Origin of the sequence: Curtobacterium sp. MCPF17_047 (assembly GCF_003234045.1) — a bacterium.
Taxonomy (GTDB): domain Bacteria; phylum Actinomycetota; class Actinomycetes; order Actinomycetales; family Microbacteriaceae; genus Curtobacterium.
In genome coordinates this window covers 342148-365702 of sequence record NZ_QKSF01000002.1, presented here as the reverse complement: position 1 = coordinate 365702, position 23555 = coordinate 342148, and the positions used below count along the sequence as shown (strand labels likewise).

Below are 23555 nucleotides of genomic sequence, written 5' to 3'. Positions count from 1 at the left end.
CCAGGTGGCGCACCGGTCGGAGCCTGGCACAATGGCGCCGTGCCTTCGACGTTCCCGACTGCCCCCCGCTCGGTCCTCGGCTACGACTCCGACGAGGTCGACCACTTCCTCGAAGACGCTCGTCGCGCGTACACCGCGAATGACAGTGCCCCGGGGATCGAGGCCGCCAAGATCCGTGCGACCGCCTTCTCGATGAAGAAGGGCGGCTACTCGACCGTCCACGTCGACGCTGCGCTCGAGCGACTGGAGGACGCGTTCGCCGCCCGTGAGCGCGAGCGCGAGATCGCGGACGTCGGCCAGAAGGCCTGGTACGCGGAGGCACGGGGGAAGGCCTCGGACGTCGTCGCGCGACTGGGACGTCCCGACGCGCAGCGGTTCCAGCGGGTCAGCTTCCTGACGACCGGGTACCACCCGAAGGACGTCGACGCGTTCTCCCGTCGGCTGCACGGGTACTTCAAGGACGGCAAGCCGCTGAGCCTGACCGAGGTGCGATCCGTCGTGTTCCGTCCGAAGCACGGCGGGTACCGCGAAGCGCAGGTCGACGCACTGCTCGACGCCGTCATCGAGGTCATGCTCGCCGTCCGCTGAGGCCGGAACGAGGACCTGCACCGGGCCTCCCGGACGGACCGAACCGACTCACCTGGGTCAGGTGCTTCGCTTTCCGTGATCGTTCCGTTATCCTGGTCAGACTCATGGGCAGGCACACGGCAGACAACCGATCCGACCGCGGAACCCGCGCACCGGACGATCTCGCGATCGTCAGTGAGCGCCGAGCGGCGAAGAACCGAATCCGCACGACGGAGACCTCGGTCGCCCGTCCGGTGACCGCACCGCAGGCGCAGCAGCACGTCGCTCCCGTCATCGCGCCCGTGTCCGTCGCCGCGAACCGTGTCTCGGACGCCTCCGCGGCTCGTGCCGCCGTCGCGTCGACCCTGACCGCACCGCGTGCCGTGCGTCGTGCACGCAGCCGCGCAGTCGCCCCGGTCAAGCCGCCGGCGCCGCGGTCCTTCGGGGGCTTCGTCTGGCAGCGCTCGACGATCCCCGTGCTCTCCTTCTTCGCGGTGTCAGCCTTCGTCGGCGGGTCGCTCTTCAACCCGATGCAGACGGACGCCGCGTCGGCCGCACCCGTGCTGGCGCCGGCGCCGATCTCGGTGCCGCAGCAGTTCTCGGCGCACGGCACGTACGGCGACTTCGACGCAGGGCGTGACGGCTTCGACGTCACCAAGCCAGCGCCGAAGCCGGTGCCGACGCCGACCCCCACCGCGACGCCGGACGCCGACGCGACCGACACCGACGCGGCGACGACGTCGACGTCCGCTCAGCAGCCGGTTGCCAGCACGCCGGTCGTGCCCGTCGCCACGCCGGACCCGGGCAGCGCCCAGGCCATCGGCCAGCAGATGGTCGCCGCTCGCGGCTGGGGCAACGACCAGTACAGCTGCCTCGTCTCCCTGTGGAACAAGGAGTCCGGCTGGCGGGTCAACGCCTACAACCCGAGTGGCGCGTACGGCATCCCGCAGTCGCTGCCGGGCAGCAAGATGGCATCCGCCGGTGCCGACTGGCAGACCAACCCGGCCACGCAGATCACCTGGGGTCTCAACTACATCACCGGTGTCTACGGCACTCCCTGTGGCGCCTGGGCGCACAGCGTCTCGTACAACTGGTACTGATCGGCGATCGGGGTGCCGCGGAGCAACCGGCCGCGGGGCCCACGCGGTCGTGGTCATGACGTCGAGCCGGAGGACTCCGGCTTCGACCGCATGCTCAACGGCTGGCGGCGCACCGAGCACCGGCGTGGTCGCGAGTGGTCGGTCCAGCCGATCTCGGCAGCGTCCGCGCAGAAGGAGTACGTCTGCCCGGGCTGTGGCCTGACGATCGAGCCCGGCGTCGCACACGTCGTGGTCTGGCGTGCGGACGGCGTCCTCGGCGACGCAGCCGACCTGGCAGCCCGACGTCACTGGCACCACCACTGCTGGAGCATCGCATGACGTCCGAGCCCGCACCCGCCGCAGACGGCGCCGAGATCCGGTCGGGCACGGTCCTGCCCGCTTCTCGTACCGACATCGAGCTGGTCACCGATGACCACCTGACCCTCGTCGGCGAGTTGGCGGAACCGCTCGACCGGCCCGCGCGGGGAACCGTCGTCGCCCTGCACCCGCTGCCGACTGCGCAGGGCTTCATGGATTCGCACGTCCTGAAGAAGGCCGCCGCACGTCTGCCCGCGCTGGCCGACATCGCGGTCCTGCGCTTCAACTTCCGATCGGTGACCTCGCCCCGCGGTACCTCGGAGGGTGTCTTCGGCGACGGCGTGTCCGAGGGGTTCGACCTCCGTGCTGCCGTGCACGACGTCGTCGAGCGGAGGCTGCCGACGCCGTGGTTGGTCGGCTGGTCGTTCGGCACCGAGGTCGTCCTCAAGCACGCCCTCGAGCACGTCGAGGCCGGGCACGTCGCCGGTGTGGTCCTGCTGTCGCCGCCACTGCACCGCACCTCTGACGAGGAACTCGCGCGTTGGGCCGCGGTCGAGGTGCCGGTGGTCGCCCTCGTCCCGGAGCACGACGACTTCCTGCAGCCCGACGAGGCAGCCCGACGGTTCGCCATCGCCCCGACGGTCCGGGTCGTTCCCGTTGCGGGGGCGAAGCACCTGTGGGTGGGGGAGAAGTACGTGCGGACCGTCCTCGACGCGATCGCCGATCTCGTCGTCCCGGGCAGCGCTCCGCTGCCGACCCACTGGCCCGCGGACGACCAGCGCCCCTAGCCCGGCCCCGTCAGTAGCCCGGCCCCGTCAGAGGACGGGGCCGGCGCCGCGGACGGCGTCGTCAGCGATCCGTGTCGTCCTGCTCGTCGGAGTCCGCCCGGTCGCCCTGCGCCGGCGCCTGCTCGTCGATGACGCCGGCTGCGTGGCTCAGGACGCCCCGGAGGTTCTCCAGGTACCCCGCCACGGCTTCCCGCTCGGTCCGGATCGCTCCGAGCCGGTCCTCCGCATCGGCCAGGAGCTCGGCGGTCCGGTCCTCGGCGTCCGCGACGAGGCGGTGCGCACGCTCCTGTGCCTCACGCACCAGGTCGGCGGCGTGCTCCTGCGCCGCGGTCTCCTGCTGGCGAGCGAGGTCCGCGGCTTCCCGCTCGAGGCGGTCGGCGGTCTCCCGTGCCGTGGTGGCGCGGCGGGTGGCCTCGGCGAGCTGGAGGTTCGCCTCGTCCAGGTACTTCTGCGTCTCGGTGACCGTGGCGCGGTGCCGGTCGAGGTACTCCTGCTCGGCGTCGTCGCGGCGGGCGGCGAGTTCGGTCTCGAGGGCCGCGCGGGCGTCGTCACGTTCGCGGGCGATCTCGGCACGCACCTCGTCGCGTTCCCGGGCGAGACCGGCACGGGCCGTGTCGATCTCCTGGCGGAGGGCGGTGCGCTCGGCCAACAGGTCGTCGAGTTCGGCCGTCCGACGGTCGGCGATCTCGGTGTCGACCTCGGCGTGCTCGCGTTCCCGACGGGCGGCGAGTTCGTTCTCGTGTTCCCGGGCGGCGCGCTCGGCCTCGGCGGCGGCGGCGTCGCGCTCACGTTCGATGCGGGCGACGTGCTCGGCGGTCTCGCGCTCGATCCGATCAGTGGTCTCCTGCACCCGGCGGGCGTTCTCGGCCGCGGTCTGCTCGGAGTCGACCCGGAGCTGGGCACGCGCGGCGGCGATCTCCTGCTCGAGGTCGGTCCGAGCGACGGCGAGTTCGCGGTCCCACTCGGCACGGGCGGCAGCCAACTCCTCGTCGAGGGCACTCCGCCGGTCGTCGATCTCGGCGGCGAGTCCGGCCCGGCGCTGGTCGACCTCCGCGGTCAGTTCGGCGCGAGCGGTCTCGAGTTCGAGTTCGAGGGCTCGGCGCGCCTCACCGTGCTCGCGCTCCCACGCGGTGCGGGCTTCGGTCAGCGTGCGTTCCAGCTGCTCACGGCGGGTGCCCTCCTCGCGGTCGAGGTCCTCGAGGCGACGAGCCTGGTCGGCCTCGAAGACGCTGCGGCGGTGCTCGGTCTCGCGGTCGAGGTCGGCGGCGGCACGACGGGCGTCGGCGGACTCGCGCTGGGCGACCTCGCGCAGTTCGGCGACCTCGTGCTCGACCTGGGCGCGGAGGGCGTTGGTCTCGCGGATGGCGACCGAGCGGACCTCGGCGGCCTCGGTGACGGCGGCTCCACGGACGGCGGCGGCTTCGTTGCGGGCGTCCTGCACGAGGATGCCGGCTTCGGAGCGGGCGCGCTCGACGGTGTCGGCCGACTCGGCGCGGGCGCGGGAGAGCTCGTTGGTCGCCCGGGTGCGGGCGTCCTCGAGCGTGACCTGGGCTTCGTCGCGGGCTTCGCGGAGGGTGCGCTCGGCCTCGGTACGACTGGTGGCGCGGAGCCGCTGGGCGTCGATGTCGGCCTGGCTGATCAGCCGGGTGGACTGCTCCTCGGCGACGCGGAGGGTGGACTCCAGCCGGGTGCCGAGGCCGCTGTAGGTCGGGGTACCGGCCTCGTCGAGCTCGCCCTGCAGGTCCGAGACGCGGGACTGCAGGAGACGGATCTCCTTCGCCGCCTCGGCCCGGTCGGTGTTCGACTTGATCAGTTCGCGGCGGAGGTCGTTCAGAGCCCGTTCGACCTCGTCCTTGCGGTAGCCCCGCAGCTCGGTCCCGAACTCTGCCTCGTCGTTCGCCACGTGTCGCTCCCTGTGGTCGTCACGGACCACCCCGTGCAGTCCGGACCCCGATTGTAGTGGTGCGTCCGCGACGGCTCCTGAGGCCTGCGGTGGACCCGGGGATGCGCCTCCCAGCTGTCCTGGGTACCCTGGGCCGTTGTCCTGCGCCGATCCACCCACCCCGGCGCGGAGGGAGAGAGATCCGTGCGATTCGTCCTGGCGATCGTCAGCTTCGTCATCGGGGTGCTCCTCGTCGGCCTGGGAGTCGGGCAGCGGACCGTGTTCGCGCCACCCACCTCGATCGTCGCCGCGACGAGCGGGACGAACGCCGCTCCCGTCACCGTGCTGCCCGGCAGCGTCCTGAACGCGAACCCCGGCTACCAGCGCGTGAACGTCTCGGGCTCCGGCAAGGTGTTCGCCGCCTACGGCAAGACGTCGGACGTCGACGCCTGGATCGGTGACGCCGAACACACGACCCTCCGCTACGACGCCGACGACGCCTCCCTGCAGTCCCGCACCACCGGATCCGGCTCCGACCTGCCCGATCCGAAGGGCAGCGACCTCTGGTACCAGGAGTACGACGATGCCCGTCAGTTCACCGTCCGACTGCCGGCCGACGTGTCGCTCGTGGTGATGGGCGACGGCTCGGACGCCGCACCCTCGGACATCTCCGTGACGTGGCCGCGCGACACCGCGACGCCCTCCGTGGGTCCGCTGCTGACCGCCGGTGGTGTCTTCGTGCTCGGCGGCCTGGTGCTGCTCGTCTGGGCCTTCCTGCACCAGCGCCGATCCCGTGGTCCGCGTCGTCGGAGCGGGGGCGGGCGCCCGCCGCGCGTGCGTGCCTCCCGTCGCGCCGCCGCGGCCGGAGCCCAGGTGCCGGCCCGCAGCCGACGTGGTCGCCGCGCGATCATCGCCGTGCCGGTGCTCGTCGCCGGTGCACTCGTGTTGAGCGGCTGCTCCTCGGAGTACTGGCCGACCGGCGGTGGCGCGGACGTCACCCCGACCCCGACCGCCACGGCGACCGGTGCCGCTGCCGCGGACACCTCGACCGCCGCGACGAAGCAGCAGATCGGCCGCATCGTGTCCCGCGTGGCCGAGGTCGCCGAGAAGGCCGACGCCGACAAGGACGCGGACCTCGCCGCCACCCGCTTCACCGGTCCGGCGCTCGAGATCCGCAAGGCGAACTACACCATCCGCGACAGCGACGACAAGGCGCAGGCCCTGCCCGCCGTTGACGCCGACGACGTGTGCGTCGCGCTGCCGCAGCAGACCGACACCTGGCCGCGCACCGTGTTCGCCGTGGTCGCCGCGGACTGCACCGACAAGAAGACGGCCCCGCAGGCGCTGACCCTCGTGCAGCAGGACGCCCGTTCCGACTACAAGGTCGAGTACGCCGTCTCGCTCGAGGCCGATGCACAGTTGCCGTCGCTCGCGCCGACCTCCGTCGGTGCCGCCCAGCTCGCTCCGGACACCAAGCTCCTGGCGCTGGCCCCGAACGCCGTCGCCGCGGCGTACGGCGACATCCTCTCGAAGGACACCGAGAGCGAGTCCGCCGACCTGTTCGCCAGCGACGGGGACGACCTGCGATCGCGCATCGGCAAGTCCTACAAGGACGAGAAGGCGAAGGGGCTGCCGGACACCGCGAAGATCGAGTACTCGTCCGAGGTGCCCGAGGACACCGCCCTGGCCCTCGCGACGAACACCGCCGGTGCGCTCGTGTCCGTCGACCTCAACGAGGTCGAGAAGGTCACCCCGACGGCAGACGGTGCCGAGGTCAACCCCGAGGGTGCGGTCAAGGCGCTGTCGGGTGTGGACTCCAGCACCAACGGTGTGACGGCCACGTACGGCGTCCAGTTGCTCTTCTCCGTGCCCCCCGTGGGCTCGGACGACAAGATAGAACTCCTCGGGTTCACTCAGGGCCTGATCGCAGCGAGTGAGGTGCAATGACCAACGTCCCCCCGACCCCGTCCAGCTTGCGTGGAGCGGTCGACCTCTCGTCCCTCGTCGACCGGGCGCAGCGTCCGCCGCAGGGCCCCGGTGTCCCGGCGGCGGCAGCCCCGAGCGGGCCTGCCGCCGGTGCTCCGGCAGCCGGCGCCACTGGTGACGGCGTGCTGAGCGTCCCGTCCCTCGTGATGGACGTCACGGATCAGAGCTTCCAGGACATCGTCCAGCTCTCCACCGTCGTCCCGGTCATCGTCGACATCTGGGCCGAGTGGTGCGGCCCGTGCAAGCAGCTCTCGCCGGTCCTCGAGCGACTGACCGAGGAGTACGCGGGTCGCATCGTCCTCGCCAAGGTGGACGCGGACACCAACCCGCAGCTCGTGCAGGCGTTCCAGGCGCAGTCGATCCCGACGGTCGCCGCGGTGATCGGTGGCCGCCCGCTCGGGCTCTTCGTCGGCGCACTGCCCGAGGTTGAGGTCCGCGACGTGTTCGAGCAGGTCCTGCAGGCGGCGGAGCAGAACGGCATCGCCGGTCGCGTCCAGGTCGACGGAGCGATCGAGGCCGACGACGCCGAGCAGGGCGAACCGGAACCGGAGCCGCTGCCGCCGCACCACCAGGCTGCGTACGACGCGATCGAGGCCGGCGACTACGCCACCGCGATCAGCGAGTACCGCACCGCGATCCTGCAGGATCCGCACGACCAGATGGCCGTCGCCGGTCTGGCGCAGGTCTCGCTGCTCGACCGTCTCGCCGGCAGGACCGCGGACGAGATCCGGGCAGCAGCCGGTGCCGGTCCGTCGGACGTGGCGGCCCAGCTCGCGGTCGCCGACCTCGACATCAGCGGCGGGCACGTCGAGGACGCCTTCGGACGTCTCCTCGACCTCGTCCCGACGGTCTTCGGTGAGGACCGTGAGGCGCTCCGCGTGCGGCTGGTCGAGTACTTCGAGCTGATCGGTGCCGAGGACCCGCGCGTCGTCGCGGCGCGACGGCGACTCGCCAACGCGCTCTACTGAGCCGCGGCGCGGGACGCGACACAGGACGGACGGGAGGCCCGGTACCAGCTGGTACCGGGCCTCCCGTCCGTCTACCCTCGCAAAACGCAACCTCGGCGCCGTCCCGCAACGGAAGACCGTTGCGAGTCGACGCCGAGGTTGCGTTCCGCGAGGGTGCTACTCGGCCAAGCGCAGCCAGACCGCGCCGAGCGGGGGCACGACGAGGTTCGCGGAGGCGGGGCGGCCCGCCCACGGGACGTCCTCGGCCTCGACCGAGCCGAGGTTGCCGACACCAGAACCGCCGTACGCCGACGCATCGGTGTTGAGCACCTCGTTCCAGGTGCCCGCCGTCGGCAGCCCGAAGCGGTGCTCGACGGGGACGCCGGAGAAGTTGACGAAGACCGCCAGCTTCTCGTCGCCCGCCTTGCGGAGGAACCCGAGCGTCGAGTGCGGCGCGTCACCGCTCTCGAGCCACTCGAAGCCCTCCGCGCTGGCGTCGAACGTCCAGAGCGCCGGGTTCTCCTTGTAGACGCGGTTCAGCTCGGCGACCAGGTCCTGCACGCCGCGGTGGCCCGGGTCGTCGAGGAGCCACCAGTCGAGGCCGTTCGCCTCGCTCCACTCCGAGGGCTGCGCGAACTCCTGGCCCATGAAGAGCAGCTGCTTGCCGGGGTGCGCCCACATGAACGCCAGGTAGGCGCGCACGTTGGCGAGCTTCTGCCACTCGTCGCCGGGCATCTTGCCGTAGAGCGAGCCCTTGCCGTGCACGACCTCGTCGTGGCTGATCGGCAGGGTGAACTGCTCGCTGAACGCGTAGACGAACGAGAACGTGATCTCGTCGTGGTGGTACGAGCGGAAGGCCGGGTCACGCTCGACGTACTGCAGCGTGTCGTGCATCCAGCCCATGTTCCACTTCTGCCCGAAGCCGAGCCCGCCGGCGCTCGTCGGCCGGGTGACGCCAGGCCACGAGGTCGATTCCTCGGCGATCATCACGATGCCGGGGTAGCGCTTGTAGGCGGTCGCGTTCGTCTCCTGCAGGAGCGAGATCGCCTCGAGGTTCTCGCGGCCACCGTGGACGTTCGGCAGCCACTCGGTGCGGGAGTAGTCGAGGTAGAGCATCGAGGCCACCGCGTCGACCCGGAGGCCGTCGATGTGGAACTCCTCGAGCCAGTACAGCGCGTTGGCGACGAGGAAGTTGCGCACCTGCGGCTGCCCGAAGTCGAACACGTAGGTGCCCCAGTCGAGCTGCTCGCCGCGGCGGGGGTCCGGGTGTTCGAACAGTGCGTAGCCGTCGAACTTCGCCAGCGCCCACTCGTCCTTCGGGAAGTGGCCGGGGACCCAGTCCATGATCACGCCGATGCCCGCCGAGTGCAGTCGGTCGATGAGGTACCGCAGGTCGTCGGGGGAGCCGAACCGTGCCGTCGGCGAGTAGTAGCCGGTGACCTGGTAGCCCCAGGACCCACCGAACGGGTGCTCGGCGAGCGGCAGGAACTGGACGTGGGTGAAGCCGGTGTACTGCAGGTGCCCGATGAGGTCGTCGGCCACCTCGCGGTAGCTGAGACCCGGACGCCACGAGCCGAGGTGCACCTCGTAGACGCTCATCGGCGCGTCGTGGGTGGTCGCGGTGGCACGCGCGGCCATCCACTGCTGGTCGCCCTCCGACCAGGTGTGGTGTGCGCTCGTGATCACGGACGCGGTGAGCGGCGGCACCTCGGTACGGCGGGCGAACGGGTCGGCCCGCTCCACCCAACCGCTGTCGGTGAGGATCTGGAACTTGTAGCGCTGCCCCTCGAGGGCACCCGGCCAGAACAGCTCCCAGACGCCGAGGTCGTTGAGACGGCGCATCGCGGTGGTGCGGCCTTCCCAGCCCTCGAAGTCGCCGATCACGCGGACCGCGGTGGCACGCGGAGCCCACACGGCGAACGCCACGCCGTCGACGCCGTCCACGGTCTGGACGTGCGCACCGAGGTGGTGCCAGAGCTGCTCGTCGCGGCCCTCGCCGAACAGGTGCAGGTCGAGCTCGCCGAGCGTCGGCGGGAACCGGTACGCGTCGTCGGTGGTCCAGGTCTCGTCGCCCTCGTAGTCGGCCTCGACGCGGTACCGGCCGAGCTCGCCGCGGGTCGCGCCGGCCCAGACGCCTTCACCCTCGTGACGGAGTTCGACGTCGTCGCCGTCCGGTCGGACGATGCGGACCGCGGTCGCCAGGTGGCGGACCACCCGGACGCTCGTGCCGCCGTCGACCGGGTGCGGACCGAGCACGTCGTGCGGCTGGGACCACCGGCCCTCGGCGACCTGCTGGCGGATCCACTCGTCGACGGGACCGGGGACCGGCTCCGTCGTGGCGGCGGTGGTGCTGGGGGACGTGGCGCGCGCGCCCTCCGTCCGGGAGGCGGTGGGCGCCTCCGTCTCGTCCGGTGCGTCCGTCGTCAGTCCGCCGGCGAGGGTCGCCGATTCCGGCACGTCCCGGGAGGGTGACTCGGGTGCGGCGGCCGGAACGCCCGGGAGGTCCTCACCCGGTGCCGAGGTGTTCGGCTCGGTGCGGACCACCTGACGGGGGATCGCGGGCGGTGGCGGCGGGACCGGCGGCAGGCCCGGTCCACGGGGCGGCTGTGGTGCGCCGTCCTGCGGTGCGCTGTTCTGCCCGGTGCTGTTGGGATCGGTCATCGGTGCGGTCCTTCCACGACGAGCAGGTGCACGGGCTCCTGGAAGGCATCCAGGCGCACGTAGTTCGAGGAGCCCCAGGTCCAGCGGGCACCGGTCACGACGTCGCGGACGTCGAACTCGGTGCCGGGCTCGAGCCCGAGGGCGGTGAGGTCGAGGTGCACGGTCGTCTCACGAGCGGAGTGCGGGTCGACGTTCGCCACGACGATCACGGTGTCGTCCCGACCGGACCGGGTGAACCGTCCGGGCAGGTGCTTGGAGTACACGACGATGGCGTCGTCCTCAGCGCTGTGCACGGTGGTGTTCCGCAGCTGCCGGAGCGCAGGGTGCGCCGACCGCAGACGGTTGAGCATCGTCACGTAGGGGGCGAGGCTCGCGCCCTCCGCCTCGGCGAGCGCGAAGTCACGGGGCTTGTACTCGTACTTCTCGTTGTCGATGTTCTCCTCGGAGCCCGGGCGGGCGACGTCCTCGAAGAGCTCGTACCCGGCGTACATGCCCCACGTCGGGGCGCCGGTCGCGGCGAGGGCGGCGCGCACCTTGTAGCCGGCACGGCCGCCGTACTGCAGGAACTCGGTGAGGATGTCCGGCGTGTTCACGAAGAGGTTCGGGCGCAGGTAGGCGCTCGTCTCGTGGGAGAGCTCGTCGAAGTACGTCTCGATCTCCTCCTTCGTGTTCCGCCAGGTGAAGTACGAGTACGACTGCTGGAACCCGGTCTCGGCCAGGGCGCGCATCATCGCCGGGCGGGTGAACGCCTCGGCGAGGAACACGACGTCCGGGTGCTCGTCGCGGACCTCACGGATCACGCGCTCCCAGAACCACAGCGGCTTGGTGTGCGGGTTGTCGACGCGGAACACCTTGACGCCGAACGTGATCCAGTGGCGCAGGACCCGGAGCACCTCGGCGACCAGCCCCTCGGGGTCGGTGTCGAACTGGATCGGGTAGATGTCCTGGTACCGCTTCGGCGGGTTCTCGGCCGTGGCGATGGAGCCGTCGGCGCGGACCGTGAACCACTCCGGGTGCTCGGTGACCCAGGGGTGGTCGGGGGAGCACTGCAGGGCGAAGTCGAGTGCGACCTCCATGCCGGTGTTCTTCGCGGTCTCGACGAAGGCGCGGAAGTCGTCCTCGGTGCCGAGGTCCGGGTGGATGGCGTCGTGGCCACCCTCCGGCCCACCGATCGCCCAGGGGCTGCCCGGGTCGTCCGGTCCGGCGGTCAACGTGTTGTTCGGGCCCTTGCGGGCGGTCCGGCCGATCGGGTGGATCGGCGGCAGGTAGACGATCTCGAAGCCCATCCGGGCCACGGCGGGCAGACGACGGGCCGCGGTCCGGAAGTCGCCGCTCTTCCACGAGCCGTCCGGGTTGCGCTTGGCGCCCTCGCTGCGGGGGAAGAACTCGTACCAGGCGCCGACGCCGGCGCGGGTGCGCTCGACGTCGAGCAGCTGCAGGGCGGAGCTCGTGCGCAGCGAGTCGATCGGTGTCTCGGCGATCTCGGCGACGACGCGCGGGTCGTCCACGGCGGCCAGGCGTTCGGCCGCGTCGAGGTCGGTGTCCCGCAGTCGGGCCGCGGCACGGGTGGCCACGGCGGAGCCCTGACGGTCGAGCAGTGCGGCACCGTCGAGCAGGGTCGCCTCGGTGTCGACGCCGGCGGCGATCTTCAGTCGGGCGCCGTGCACCCAGGTCGCCCAGTCGTCGGAGTACGCCTCGACGTGCCACTCCCAGACACCGGTGCCCTCGACCTGCACGGTCGCTTCGTAGCGGTCGGTGCCCGCGGCGACGAGCGTCAGCGGGACGCGGAGGGTGCGCTCGTCGACCTGAGGCGCCGCGGGTGCAGGGGTCTGCTGGGCGACGGCCTGCGTCGTCTCGGGCTTCTGGCCGAGGGGCCGGACGAGGACGAGGTCCGCGCCGATGATGCCGTGCCCCTCCCGGAAGACGGTCGCACCGAACGTGATCACCTCCCCGTCGAAGCCCTTGCCCGGGAAGCCGTTCGGCGTCGTCGGGGCGAGTTCGGTGATCGGGATGCGCCCGATCTTCGGACGCCGGGGTCGGTCTACGGAGGCCACGGAGCAGACGCTACCCGGCTGGGCCGTCCGTGTTCCCCGGGAAGCGTGTCGCGCCTCCGGACCCGGTGCCGAACGGGGCCGTCCGTCAGACGACCTCGAAGACGTGGATGCCGGGGCCGTAGGCCGTGAACCCGGTGCCGGCGGTGCGGTGCCGGTCGTGGTCGCGGTGCTTCTCGCTGGACCAGGCCAGCCGGTACGCGAAGACGTCCTCGCGCGTCGGCAGCGTCAGGTCGCGGGTGCGTCCACTGCCGTGCACGACCACCAGCACGCGGTCGTAGGGCTCGTGCTCCGGCGTCGACTCGACGAAGTACTGCAGGGCACGGTGGATGGGCTGGTCCCAGCCCTCGGCCGTCATCGCCTGTCCGTCCGGGCCGTACCAGGTCATCCGCGACGCCGAGGGCGTGGTCTGCCCGGGGACGCCGAACCGCGACGGACGGAGTGCCGGGTGCGCCGCACGGAGCCGGGTCAGGGCGGCCATCGCCTCGGTCATGGACTCGGCGTCCTCGTCGTCCGACCAGTCCACCGGTGTCAGGTCGTCGGAGACGACGTAGGCGTTGTTGTTGCCGTTCTGGGTCCGGCTGCGCTCGTCACCCGCGGTGATCATCGGCACGCCGGCGGAGAGCAGCACGGTCGCCATCAGGTTCCGCATCGAGCGCCCGCGCGCCGCACGGACGCCCCGGTCCGCGGTGTCGCCCTCGATGCCGTGGTTGAACGAGCGGTTGTCGTTCGAGCCGTCGCGGTTCTCCTCGCCGTTCGCCTCGTTGTGCTTCGCGTCGAAGGACACCAGGTCGTGCAGGGTGAAGCCGTCGTGGGCGGTCACGAAGTTGACGCCGGACAGCGGGCCGCGCTCTGCCCCGAACAGGTGGCGCGAACCGGTGAGGGCTCCGGCGAGCGCCCCGATCCCGGCGTCCGGGGCGCCGCGGCGTCGTTCGTCGGCGACGTCCTCGAGCCAGAACTTCCGCACCGTGTCGCGGAACCCGTCGTTCCACTCGAGGGTGCGGGCACCGAAGGAACCGGTACGCCACCCGTCCGGCCCGACGTCCCACGGTTCCGCGATGACGAGCGTGTCCTGCAGGTCGGGGTGGTTCCGGATCCGCTCGAGCAGCGGGTGCTCGGGGTCGAACACGTGGTCGGCGTCGCGGGCCAGCGACGCCATCAGGTCGAAGCGGAAGCCGTCGACCTGGACCTCGCGCGCCCAGTAGCGCAGGCTGTCGAGGACCAGGTCGGCGGTCGCCGTCACCGAGGTGTCGACGGTGTTGCCGCAGCCCGTCGTGTCGTAGTAGGTGTCGGTGTCCGACCAGCGGTAGCGGCCGGCGGCGTCGATCCCGCGGAGCGAGGTCGTGGGGCCGCCGAGACCCTCTTCCGCGGTGTGGTTGTAGACGACGTCGAGGACCACCTGGATCCCCGCCTCGTGCAGCAGCCGGACCATGCCCTTGAACTCGCGGAGCACCCCGTCGGCACCGGCGGCCCGGGCACCGGCGGAGGCGTGGCCCGCGTGCGGGGCGAAGAAGCCGAGCGTGTTGTAGCCCCACGCGTTCTCACGCCCGGCCTCGCGCAGCCAGCGCTCGGTGTCGAACGCCTGCACGGGCAGCAGCTCCAGCGTCGTCACGCCGATGCGCTGCAGGTGGGCGATGGTGCTCTCGTGCGCGATGCCGGCGTACGTGCCACGGAGCTCCTCGGGGACCGCCGGGTTCGCGCTCGTGAAGGTCCGGACGTTCGCCTCGTAGACGACGGCCCGGTCGAGGGGGACGACGGGCTTCGTGACGCCGCCCCAGTCGAAGTCGCCGTCGACGACGACGCTGGTCCAGCGGGTGCCGTCGGCGCCGGCCTCGGCTTCGGCGCCGGTCGCGACGATCCCGCGTGCGTACGGGTCGAGGAGCGGGCGCGTCGGGTCGAAATCGTGCCGTGGTCCCGACGGTCCGTCCACGAGCAGGTGGTACGTGTCCCCGACCCGCACGCCGGGCGTGCTGGCGCTCCACTCGTCGGTGTCGCCCCGGCGTGCCAGGGGGAAGGCGCCCCGGCCGTCGACGACCACCGTCACCGCGGTCGCCGAGGCGGACCGCACCGTCATCCGGGGGTCGCCGTCGTCGACCCGGAAGCCGGGCGTGGTCTCGGTCGCGGTCTCGTACACGCCCCCAGGGTACGAGGCCGACCGGGTATCCTGAAAACGCTCCAGAAAGGGGTACCCCGTGCCCGTCTACCTCGACCACGCCGCGACGACGCCGATCCTGCCCGCGGCGCTCGCCGCGTTCACCGACGCGATGGCGACGGTCGGCAACCCGTCGTCGATCCACAGTGCCGGCCAGCACGCGCGGATGCTGCTCGAGGACGGTCGTGCCCGTGTCGCCGCGTCGCTCGGCGCCGACCCGGTGGAGGTCGTCTTCACCTCGGGCGGGACCGAGAGCATCAACCTCGCGGTGAAGGGGCTGTTCTGGGCGCGGCAGCGCGACCGTCGGCGCCCCCGCATCGTGGTGCCGGCGGGGGAGCACCACGCCACCGTCGACACGGTCGACTGGCTGGAGCGCCACGAGGGCGCCGTCGTCGACGTCGTCCCGCTCGACGCGCAGGGTCGCGTCGACCTGGCCGGACTGGAGGCCCGACTCGCCTCCGCCGACGACGTCGCCCTGGTCACGTTCCTGTGGGCGAACAACGAGGTCGGCACCATGCAGCCCGTCGAGCGGATCGTGGCGCTCGCGCACGCGGTCGGCGTCCCGGTGCACAGCGACGCGGTCGCCGCCTACGGGCAGGTCCCGGTGGACTTCGCCGCCTCCGGGCTCGATGCGCTGAGCGTCTCGGCGCACAAGATCGGTGGTCCGGTCGGGGTCGGCGCGCTCGTGCTCGGCCGACGCGCGGTCGTCGAACCGCTCATCCACGGCGGCGGCCAGCAGCGCCAGGTGCGGAGCGGCACGCAGGACGCCCCGGGTGCTGCGGCCTTCGGGGTCGCCGCCGCCGCACCGCACGCCGACGTCCGGCACCTGCGGGACCGGTTGGTCGACGGGGTCCGGGCCGCGGTGCCGTCCGCGGTGCTGATGGGGGACCCGGTCGACCGGCTGCCGAACAACGCGCACTTCACGTTCCCGGGTTGCGAGGGGGACTCGCTGCTGTTCCTGCTCGACGCCGCCGGGGTCGCCGTGTCCACCGGGTCGGCCTGTCAGGCCGGGGTGCCCGAGGCCTCGCACGTGCTGCTCGCGATGGGCCTCGGTGAGGACGACGCCCGCGGTGCACTCCGGATCACCCTCGGGCACACCTCGACCGACCAGGACGTCGACGCCTTCCTCCGGGCGCTGCCGGTCGCCGTCGAGCGTGCCGGTGCGGCGGGTCTGGCGCGCCGGGAGCCCTCGCTCGGGCGCTGAGTCCGGCGTCGAGCCGGACGCCCGGCCGGTAGGATCGGGGACCATGGTCGAACTGGACATCAGCGAGCAGGTCAACGCCCTCCGAGTGACCTTCGGGAACATCCGCTCCGTGGTCGACGTCGACCGGCTGGAGCGTGAGATCGCCGAGCTCAGCGAGCAGGCCGGTGCGCCCGACCTCTGGGACGACACCGACCACGCGCAGCAGGTCACCAGCGCGCTCGCGCACCGACAGTCCGAGCTGAAGAAGCTCACCGCCACCGCACAGCGCCTCGACGACCTCGAGGTCCTGGTCCAGATGGCGAACGAGGCCGAGGACCAGGAGTCCGCCGACGAGGCGGCCGAGGAACTCAAGGCCATCACGAAGACCATGGGCGAGCTCGAGGTCCAGACGCTCCTCGACGGCGAGTACGACGACCGTCCGGCCGTGATCACGATCCGTGCCGGTGCCGGTGGGGTCGACGCGGCGGACTTCGCCGAGATGCTCATGCGCATGTACCTGCGGTACGCCGAGCAGCACGACCAGAAGGTCACCGTGATGGACACCTCCTACGCGGAAGAGGCCGGCATCAAGTCCGCCACGTTCGAGGTCGACGGCCCGCACGCGTTCGGCACGCTGTCGGTCGAGGCCGGCACGCACCGCCTGGTCCGCATGTCGCCGTTCGGTGCCGCGGGCAAGCGCCAGACGTCCTTCGCCGCGGTGGAGGTCATCCCGCTGATGCCGGAGACCATGGTCATCGACATCCCGGAGAACGACATCCGTGTCGACGTCTTCCGGTCCTCCGGCCCCGGCGGACAGTCCGTCAACACGACCGACTCCGCCGTCCGCCTGACCCACCTGCCGACCGGCACCGTCGTCTCGATGCAGAACGAGAAGTCGCAGATCCAGAACCGTGCCGCCGCCATGCGCGTGCTGCAGTCGCGCCTCCTGCTCCTGAAGAAGGAGGAGGAGAGCGCGAAGAAGAAGGAACTGGCCGGCACGATCACGGCCAGCTGGGGCGACCAGATCCGCAACTACGTCCTGGCGCCGTACCAGATGGTCAAGGACCTGCGGACCGAGTACGAGGTCAACAACCCGTCGGCGGTCTTCGACGGTGACCTGGACGGCTTCATCAACGCCGGCATCCGGTGGCGCAAGCGTCCCGACGAGGACTGAGCCCGATCCGGCACCGATCTGAGCGACCCCGCGGGTTCCTGAGCCGCGCGCCTGGAGCAGGAACACCGGTTCGCGACCTACCCTGATCCGGTCATGATCAAATTCGACCAGGTCACCAAGGTGTACTCGGGCAACCCGAGTCCCGCTCTCGACAACGTCACCCTCGAGATCCTCAAGGGTGAGTTCGTCTTCCTCGTCGGTGCGTCCGGCTCCGGGAAGTCGAGCTTCCTCCGGCTCGTCCTCAAGGAGGAGAAGCCCTCCCGCGGGCAGATCCACGTCCTCGGACAGCGTCTCGGCGCGCTCTCGTCCCGCAAGGTCCCGTACTTCCGCCGCAACCTCGGCGTCGTGTTCCAGGACTTCCGACTGCTGCCGAACAAGAACGTCTTCGACAACGTCGCGTTCTCGCTGCAGGTGATCGGCAAGAGCAAGGGCTTCATCAGCGAGTCCGTCACCGACGTGCTCAAGCTCGTCGGGCTCTCCGGGAAGGCGACCCGCATGCCGCACGAGCTCTCCGGCGGTGAGCAGCAGCGCGTGGCGATCGCCCGTGCCGTCGTGAACAAGCCCGCCGTCCTGCTGGCCGACGAACCGACCGGCAACCTCGACCCGACGACGTCGGCGGGCATCATGGCGCTGCTCGAACGCATCAACCAAGGAGGCACGACGATCCTGATGGCGACGCACGACGCGAGCATCGTGAACCAGATGCAGCGGCGGGTCATCGAGCTCTCCGGCGGCACGGTCCTCCGTGACGAGCAGGCCGGCGGCTACCAGACCCAGGCCCTGCCCATCCAGCGCGGCGGCGTCTCGAACACGACCGGCATCCAGACCATCCCGGGGCTCATCCGATGAGGCTCGGACTCGTCATGGCCGAGGTCGGTTCCGGCCTCCGTCGGAACGCCTCGATGGTCGTCTCCGTCGTCCTGGTGACCTTCATCTCGCTGACCTTCGTCGGCACCGCGATCCTGCTCCAGATGCAGATCAACCAGATGAAGGGCTACTGGTACGACCGGGCCCAGGTCGCCGTCTACCTCTGCACCGACACCGACACCACGGGCAACTGCACCGGGGCGAAGGCGACCGACGACCAACGTGCCCAGATCAAGCAGCAGCTCGAGTCGTCCACGCTGAAGCCGTACATCGAGAAGGCGTACTTCGAGGACCAGCAGGACGCGTACACACGGTTCAAGCAGCAGTTCAAGGACTCGCCCGCCACGGAGTTCGTCAAGCCCGAGTACCTCAACGAGACGTTCTGGGTGAACCTGAAGAACCCGTCGCAGGCCGACGTCCTGGTCGAGAGCCTGTCCAAGGTCGCGGGCGTGCAGAGCGTCGTCGACCAGCGCGGGTACCTGCAGCCGATCTTCAACCTGCTCAACGCCTCGTCGTACACGGCGATCGGCATCGCGGGGCTGATGCTCGTCGCGGCGGTCCTCTTGATCGCCACCACGATCCGGTTGTCGGCGTTCTCGAGACGACGGGAACTCGGCATCATGCGGCTGGTGGGAGCCTCGAACCGGTTCATCCAGACGCCGTTCGTGCTCGAGGGGGTGATCGCCGCCGCGGTCGGAGCCGTGCTCGCGGGTGGTGCGATCACGGCCGTGGTCTGGTTCTTCGTCCGCAACTACCTGACGAAGCGGTTCTCCGGGACGGCGTTCATCGGGATGGACGACGCGGCGGTCGTCGTCCCGGCGGTCATCGTGATCGGTGTCGTCCTGGCGGCCGTCTCGGCCTCCATCGCGATCCGTCGGTACCTGAAGGTCTGAGCCGAGCACCGGCCCTCACGCGGGTCGCCACGTCGGGAGGCCCGCACACCGTAACCGGGGAGATCCCGGGAAGGTGCGCGGGCCTCCCGGCGTTCGATATGCTGGGCGGCTCGCGCGCAGCGCGGACACACCGAACGAAGAGGAGCCGGGCATGGCGAAGGAACGCGGGGAGAAGGTCGTCGCGACGAACCGTCGTGCGCGCCACGACTACCTCATCGAGGACACGTACGAGGCCGGCATGGTGCTCAGCGGGACCGAGGTGAAGTCGCTGCGCGAAGGCCGGGCGTCGCTCGTCGACGGGTACGCGTTCGTGGACGCGGGGGAGGCGTGGCTCGACGCCGTGCACATCCCCGAGTACACCGAGGGGACGTGGAACAACCATGCTCCCCGTCGGAAGCGGAAGCTGCTCCTCCACAAGCAGGAGATCGTGAAGATCTCGCACAAGACGGCACAGGGTGGCTACACGCTCGTGCCGATGAAGATCTACTTCCACGACGGTCGGGCCAAGGTCGAGATCGCGGTCGCGAAGGGCAAGCGCGAGTTCGACAAGCGCCAGGCCCTGCGCGAGAAGACCGACAAGCGCGAGGCCGAGCGGGCCATGCGCTCCCGCAACCGTCTCGGCGAGTGACCAGCCAGCTCGACTAGCATGGGACGTGTTCAGTCGGTAGACTGAACAGCTGCCTGGCCCGGTTCGTCCGGGCACCAGGCTTGGCAACTCAACAGCGTGACAGCGGTTCGCACGACGGCCTGCATGGGGATGATCGGTTTCGACATTGCCTGTGTGCCGACGGGAAGCGGGCCGAGGACCCACGGTCATCTCGTCAACGATCCGTGGAAAACAACAAGTGCCAATTCCAAGCGCACTGACTTCGCTCTCGCTGCGTAAGCAGCCCAGCACATGAAGTCCGTCGGCCAGGTGATCGTCTTCTAACCTGAGTTCCGGCGTCATCCAGAGGACTTGCTGCACGGTTGCGCCTCAGGGCCGTGCGGGACTTGCACTGAGACTGGGCCTGTCGTCCGAGAAGCCGGTAGCAACGGACGGGGCCGAGCAGAACGAACATCCGGATACGCCCGTAGAAGACGTCGAATTGCAGCGATGGACGGGGGTTCGATTCCCCCCATCTCCACCACCTGCCGATCGTCGGACCGCTGTCACGTGAGTTGCCATCGAAGGCCCTGCACCGTTCTCGGACGGTGTAGGGCCTTTTGCATGTCCGGGACCGTTGTCGGGACGGGCCCGATCCTGTCCTGCCGGGTGCGAGGGCTACGCTCCGGGACACGGTGCCGCACCCCGTCGGCGCCGTCCCGAACGAGAGGTACACCGTGCAGGAGATCGCGATCCGAGTCCGTCTGCGGGAGCAGGGCCGTCTGGGACTGGCCGAGTACGAGCGCATCGTGGGGTCGGTCGCCTCCGTCGCGGCCGTGGTCGCTTGGCTGCCGACGCCCGACGCGCGGCTGGTGCTGCGCGGTCGTGGTGCCGAGCCGGTGCGTCTCGAGACCATGTCCTACGGCGCGGTGTTCGAGATGCTCGTCGTGATGGACCAGCACACTCCGGGTGTCGAACGGGCGGCGGCTGCGGTCGCGGCGTTGCTCGAGTCGGTCCGGCACGAGCACGTCGAGGACGACGCCGCCGGGATCGCGGGGGAGCTGGACCGCCTGGACCGTTCCGCTCCGCGTGGACGGTCGGTGCCCGAGCGTGCGCTCCGGACGTTCCTGGAGGGTGCCCGGGCGGATGCGTCGGCACGGAAGTCGACGACGCGACTGCGCGCTGCGCAGGCGCTGCTGCGGCTCGCCGAGTCCGGTGCCGAGGTCCTGGTCGAGCGGGTCGAGGACGCCCTGGCACCGGTCGTCAGCGAACAGGCGGTCGACGTGCTCGTGGACACCGGTTCGGCCGTCGTCGTCGAGCCGGTCGACGGTGTCGAGTCGGCCGCTGCGTCCGAGCCCGCCCCGCTGCAGCCGGAGAAGCCGCCCGCCGAGAAGGACAGCAAGAAGAAGGACGGCAAGAAGAACAGCAAGAAGGACAGCAAGAAGAAGGACGGCAAGAAGAAGGACGGCAAGAAGAAGGACAGCAAGAAGAAGGACAGCAAGAAGAAGAAGAAGTAGCCTCGCAAGACGCAACCCCGGCGTCAGGACGCAACGCTGTGACGTCCCGTCCTGACGCCGGGGTTGCGTCTTGCGGAAGTCAGAAGTCGAACAGGTTCTGCCGCAGACCGCCCGCGCCGTACTCGCGGCGGAGGATCCCGCGCTGGCGGAGCACCGGCACCAGGTCGCCGAGCATCCGGTACACCTGCGCCGGGTGCAGGTCGCCGGACAGGATCACCCCGTCGTTGTCGGCGTCCGACCCGAGCTCCTCGATGAAGTCCGCGAACTCCTCCGCCGTCCCGACGAAGCCCGAGCGGTCCGCGACCCGGCCGAGGCGGGCCTTCCGCGTGAGCAGTTCGCGCAGGGGTGCGTCCGGGGTGTCCCCGAGGAGCCCCCGGACGGTGCCGGCCGAGACGTGGTCGGCGAAGGTGCCGGCGGGGATCGGCGCGTCGAGGTCGAGTGCGAGCAGGTCGGTCTCGGAGTCGCTCGCCCACGCGAGCGCGACCGTGCGGAGGTCCTCGTCGGAAGGGTGCCGGGACGCTTCGACGATGCGGTCGGCCTCCTCCGGTGAGGCCACCACGACGGGCTTGAGCACGAACAGGACGCGGAGGTCCTCCGGTCGGCGTCCGACCTCGGCGGCGGCGGCGTGCACCTTCGTCCGGTAGGCGGCGACCGCGGCGGCCGACAGGGGAGCGAGCGCGAGCTGCACGTCGGAGTGTGCGCCCGCGAAGCCGAGTCCACGGCCGGAACCACCGGGGGAGACCACGACCGGGTCGGACTCGAGCGGCAGGGCGTTCAGCGGCCCCGCGGTCCGGAAGTACCGGCCCTCGTGGGTGAACGCGTCGAGTTCGGATCCGTCGGCGAAGTGCCAGTCCGACTCGGACTGCAGGTGTCCCGACCCCCACGAGTGCCAGAGCCGACGGAGCAGGCCGATCCACTCCTCGGCGCGGTCGTAGGCGGCGTCGTGCGGCAGCGGGTCGAGTCCGGCGTGCCGCGCGCTGCCGACGTCGGTGACGACGTTGACGCCGAGTCGGTCCGACGACAGGTGCGCGAGCGTCGCCAGCTGTCGGGCTGCCAGGTACGGCGGGGTGACGCCGGCGTTCACGGTCGGGGCGATGCCGATGTGCCGTGTCGCGGCGAACAGCCACGGCGCGAGCAGCAGCGGGTCGTGCTTCGGCCCGCCGTACGCCTGCCGGATCCGCAGGTCGAGGGTCGTCGGGTTCCCGAGCGAGATCGCGTCCTCGGCGATGACCAGGTCGAGGCCGGCGTCCTCGAGGGCACGGACGGCCTGCTGGTACATCTCCGGTCTGGTCCAGTCGTGGCCCCAGTGCCAGTCCGCTCGACCCCATGCCTGCGGGCCGAAGCCGCGCGAGAAGAAGTACCCGACGTGCTGCATCCTCGCCATCAGTGGGCCCCGTCGAGGACGGTGACCGCCGTGCCGGGCGCGGGGTGCCCCTCCCGGCCGACGATCCGACCGTCCGTCGTGACCGCGCGCACCGCGGCGAACCCACGCTCGAGGTCGCGGAGCAGGTCGGCGGCGTCCTCGATGCCGATCGACAGGCGCACGAGCCCGTCGTCGATGCCCTGCGCCGCCCGCTCGGCGGCCGTGCGCCCGGCGTGCGTCGTCGTCGCCGGGTGCAGCACCAGCGACCGTACGTCGCCCAGGTGGGTCATCCGGCTGAACAGCTCGACCGCGTCGATGAACGCGTGCGCGGCCGGCTCGCCGCCGGCGAGCGTGAACGCGAAGACGGAACCGGCTCCGCGCGGCAGGTAGCGCTGGGCGAGGTCGTGGTACGGACTGGAGGCCAGACCCGCGTGGTCGACACTCGTCACCTCGGGCTGCGCCTCCAGCCAGGTCGCGACCGTCAGCGCGTTCGCCACGTGCCGCTCGACGCGGAGCGACAGCGTCTCGATGCCCTGGCGGAGGAGGAAGGCGTTGAACGGCGAGGGGGTCGGTCCGATGCGAGAGGCGACGACGTCGCGCGCGTAGGCGAGGAAGGCACCGGTGCCGGCACGGTCGACGTAGCTGGCGCCGCCGAGGGCACGGTCGGGCTGGGTGAGGTGCGGCCAGCGCTCCGGGTTCGCGCTCCAGTCGAACCGGCCGCCGTCCACGACGACCCCGCCGAGGCCGGCCCCGTGCCCGGAGAGGAACTTCGAGGCGGAGTGGATGACGATGTCGGCTCCGTGCTCGACGGGCTGCACGAGGTACGGCGTCGCGAGGGTGTTGTCGACGACGAGCGGGACACCGGCGCGATGGGCCACCTCGGCGACGCCGGTGATGTCGAGCACGTCGTTCTTCGGGTTCGGGATCGACTCGGCGAAGAAAAGCTTGGTCTCGGGCCGGACGGCTGCAGCCCAGGCCTCGAGGTCTCGTGCGTCGGTGACGAAGTCGACCTGGATGCCGAGCCGGCCGAGGTTCTGCAGCAGCAGGCCGCGGGTGCCCTCGTAGATGCTCGCGGCGCTGACGACGTGGTCCCCGGCGGCGAGGAGCCCGAGGAACGCGACCGTCGCGGCCGCCTGACCGCTGCTCACCAGGATCGCGTCGGCGCCCCGCTCGAGGAGGGCGACGCGTCGCTCGACGTCGGCGTTCGTCGGGTTGCCGAGCCGGGTGTACGTGTAGCCGTCGTCGGTCCCGGCGAACCGGTCGCGGGCCTGGGCGGCGTCGTCGAACAGGAAGCCGGAGGACATGTGGATCGCGGGCACCCGTGCACCGTGGGCGGTGTCGGGCATGAAGCCGCCGTGCACCTGCTCGGTCGCGAAACCGGGTCGTTCGTCCGTCATGCGTCCACCTCCGTGCCGGGTCGTCCGGCCGCTCCCGCGTCCGGTCGTTGCCGTACTCTCGCAGGCTCGGCATGGTCGCGGGCCGATTGCGGCGTCGGGTTACGGAGCGGGACGTGGTGCGGCCGCCGACCGTCCGGCGGCGAC

18 protein-coding genes and 1 other RNA gene are annotated in these 23555 nt (G+C 71.1%); 13 read left to right on the top strand and 6 right to left on the bottom strand.

What is annotated here, in order from left to right:
• Positions 1 to 39 precede the first annotated feature (39 nt).
• The 4 genes from DEJ33_RS03990 to DEJ33_RS03975 all read left to right on the top strand — a co-directional run bounded on the left by DEJ33_RS03990 (position 40) and on the right by DEJ33_RS03975 (position 2752).
• The gene (locus DEJ33_RS03990) at positions 40 to 588 is read left to right on the top strand and encodes a DivIVA domain-containing protein (protein ID WP_111077332.1); all 549 of its coding nucleotides are present in this window, start codon (positions 40 to 42) and stop codon (positions 586 to 588) included.
• 104 nt (positions 589 to 692) lie between these two features.
• On the top strand, positions 693 to 1667 hold the full coding sequence (locus tag DEJ33_RS17540) for a lytic transglycosylase domain-containing protein (RefSeq protein WP_258378081.1): 975 nt from the start codon (positions 693 to 695) through the stop codon (positions 1665 to 1667).
• A gap of 12 nt (positions 1668 to 1679) precedes the next feature.
• Complete coding sequence (locus DEJ33_RS03980; protein WP_181432856.1) at positions 1680 to 1985, top strand: hypothetical protein; 306 nt, start codon at positions 1680 to 1682, stop codon at positions 1983 to 1985.
• On the top strand, positions 1982 to 2752 hold the full coding sequence (locus tag DEJ33_RS03975) for an alpha/beta hydrolase (RefSeq protein ID WP_111077331.1): 771 nt from the start codon (positions 1982 to 1984) through the stop codon (positions 2750 to 2752). The genes DEJ33_RS03980 and DEJ33_RS03975 overlap by 4 nt, the downstream gene beginning before the upstream one ends.
• Positions 2753 to 2813: 61 nt before the next feature.
• Here the strand turns inward: DEJ33_RS03975 and DEJ33_RS03970 are convergent, their stop codons facing one another.
• Complete coding sequence (locus DEJ33_RS03970; RefSeq protein WP_181432857.1) at positions 2814 to 4655, bottom strand: hypothetical protein; 1842 nt, start codon at positions 4653 to 4655, stop codon at positions 2814 to 2816.
• A gap of 183 nt (positions 4656 to 4838) precedes the next feature.
• On the opposite strand from DEJ33_RS03970, the gene DEJ33_RS03965 reads away from it, so the two are divergent.
• A complete protein-coding gene (locus DEJ33_RS03965; protein WP_111194289.1) occupies positions 4839 to 6581 on the top strand; it encodes a hypothetical protein in 1743 nt (580 codons plus the stop codon).
• Positions 6578 to 7588: a tetratricopeptide repeat protein gene (locus tag DEJ33_RS03960; RefSeq protein WP_111077329.1), complete on the top strand. Its 1011-nt coding sequence runs from the start codon at positions 6578 to 6580 to the stop codon at positions 7586 to 7588. Before DEJ33_RS03965 ends, DEJ33_RS03960 begins: the two co-directional genes overlap by 4 nt.
• 156 nt (positions 7589 to 7744) lie before the next feature.
• On the opposite strand, the gene glgB is transcribed toward DEJ33_RS03960, so the two are convergent.
• The 3 genes from glgB to DEJ33_RS03945 form a co-directional block, all read right to left on the bottom strand.
• The gene (gene glgB, locus DEJ33_RS03955; protein WP_258374721.1) at positions 7745 to 10228 is read right to left on the bottom strand and encodes a 1,4-alpha-glucan branching protein GlgB; all 2484 of its coding nucleotides are present in this window, start codon (positions 10226 to 10228) and stop codon (positions 7745 to 7747) included.
• Positions 10225 to 12282, bottom strand: a complete 2058-nt coding sequence (locus DEJ33_RS03950; protein WP_111077328.1) for a maltotransferase domain-containing protein — start codon at positions 12280 to 12282, stop codon at positions 10225 to 10227. The genes glgB and DEJ33_RS03950 overlap by 4 nt, the downstream gene beginning before the upstream one ends.
• 85 nt (positions 12283 to 12367) lie before the next feature.
• Complete coding sequence (locus DEJ33_RS03945) at positions 12368 to 14413, bottom strand: glycogen-debranching protein (RefSeq protein WP_111194288.1); 2046 nt, start codon at positions 14411 to 14413, stop codon at positions 12368 to 12370.
• A gap of 58 nt (positions 14414 to 14471) precedes the next feature.
• Between DEJ33_RS03945 and DEJ33_RS03940 the strand changes: the two genes are divergently transcribed.
• The 7 genes from DEJ33_RS03940 (at position 14472) to DEJ33_RS17105 (ending at position 20651) form a co-directional block, all read left to right on the top strand.
• Positions 14472 to 15635, top strand: coding sequence for a cysteine desulfurase family protein (locus DEJ33_RS03940; RefSeq protein ID WP_111077326.1), 1164 nt, complete (start codon positions 14472 to 14474; stop codon positions 15633 to 15635).
• A gap of 43 nt (positions 15636 to 15678) precedes the next feature.
• Positions 15679 to 16788: a peptide chain release factor 2 gene (prfB, locus tag DEJ33_RS03935; protein WP_111077325.1), complete on the top strand. Its 1110-nt coding sequence runs from the start codon at positions 15679 to 15681 to the stop codon at positions 16786 to 16788.
• A 93-nt stretch (positions 16789 to 16881) separates the two neighbouring features.
• Positions 16882 to 17637: a cell division ATP-binding protein FtsE gene (gene ftsE, locus DEJ33_RS03930; RefSeq protein ID WP_110825177.1), complete on the top strand. Its 756-nt coding sequence runs from the start codon at positions 16882 to 16884 to the stop codon at positions 17635 to 17637.
• Positions 17634 to 18548: a permease-like cell division protein FtsX gene (gene ftsX, locus DEJ33_RS03925; RefSeq protein WP_110902062.1), complete on the top strand. Its 915-nt coding sequence runs from the start codon at positions 17634 to 17636 to the stop codon at positions 18546 to 18548. The genes ftsE and ftsX overlap by 4 nt, the downstream gene beginning before the upstream one ends.
• A 151-nt stretch (positions 18549 to 18699) precedes the next feature.
• Positions 18700 to 19176, top strand: coding sequence for an SsrA-binding protein SmpB (gene smpB, locus DEJ33_RS03920; protein ID WP_110902063.1), 477 nt, complete (start codon positions 18700 to 18702; stop codon positions 19174 to 19176).
• Between the two features lie 125 nt (positions 19177 to 19301).
• Positions 19302 to 19678, top strand: a transfer-messenger RNA (tmRNA) gene (gene ssrA, locus DEJ33_RS03915).
• A 151-nt stretch (positions 19679 to 19829) separates the two neighbouring features.
• Complete coding sequence (locus DEJ33_RS17105; protein WP_181436516.1) at positions 19830 to 20651, top strand: hypothetical protein; 822 nt, start codon at positions 19830 to 19832, stop codon at positions 20649 to 20651.
• Positions 20652 to 20730: 79 nt separating this feature from the next.
• Here DEJ33_RS17105 and DEJ33_RS03905 read toward each other — a convergent pair whose 3' ends face one another.
• Both DEJ33_RS03905 and DEJ33_RS03900 read right to left on the bottom strand, forming a co-directional pair.
• Positions 20731 to 22035 carry an LLM class flavin-dependent oxidoreductase gene (locus tag DEJ33_RS03905; RefSeq protein WP_111077324.1) on the bottom strand — a complete coding sequence of 435 codons (1305 nt, stop codon included), beginning with the start codon at positions 22033 to 22035 and terminating at the stop codon, positions 20731 to 20733.
• On the bottom strand, positions 22035 to 23411 hold the full coding sequence (locus DEJ33_RS03900; protein ID WP_111077323.1) for an O-acetylhomoserine aminocarboxypropyltransferase/cysteine synthase family protein: 1377 nt from the start codon (positions 23409 to 23411) through the stop codon (positions 22035 to 22037). Before DEJ33_RS03900 ends, DEJ33_RS03905 begins: the two co-directional genes overlap by 1 nt.
• Positions 23412 to 23555 lie beyond the last annotated feature (144 nt).

Coding starts and splice junctions, on each gene's coding strand:
- DEJ33_RS17540 (WP_258378081.1), top strand. CDS start 693: ATGGGCAGGCACACGGCAGACAACCGATCCGACCGCGGAACCCGCGCA.
- DEJ33_RS03975 (WP_111077331.1), top strand. CDS start 1,982: ATGACGTCCGAGCCCGCACCCGCCGCAGACGGCGCCGAGATCCGGTCG.
- DEJ33_RS03960 (WP_111077329.1), top strand. CDS start 6,578: ATGACCAACGTCCCCCCGACCCCGTCCAGCTTGCGTGGAGCGGTCGAC.
- glgB (WP_258374721.1), bottom strand. CDS start 10,228: ATGACCGATCCCAACAGCACCGGGCAGAACAGCGCACCGCAGGACGGC.
- prfB (WP_111077325.1), top strand. CDS start 15,679: ATGGTCGAACTGGACATCAGCGAGCAGGTCAACGCCCTCCGAGTGACC.
- ftsE (WP_110825177.1), top strand. CDS start 16,882: ATGATCAAATTCGACCAGGTCACCAAGGTGTACTCGGGCAACCCGAGT.
- ftsX (WP_110902062.1), top strand. CDS start 17,634: ATGAGGCTCGGACTCGTCATGGCCGAGGTCGGTTCCGGCCTCCGTCGG.
- smpB (WP_110902063.1), top strand. CDS start 18,700: ATGGCGAAGGAACGCGGGGAGAAGGTCGTCGCGACGAACCGTCGTGCG.
- DEJ33_RS03905 (WP_111077324.1), bottom strand. CDS start 22,035: ATGGCGAGGATGCAGCACGTCGGGTACTTCTTCTCGCGCGGCTTCGGC.
- DEJ33_RS03900 (WP_111077323.1), bottom strand. CDS start 23,411: ATGACGGACGAACGACCCGGTTTCGCGACCGAGCAGGTGCACGGCGGC.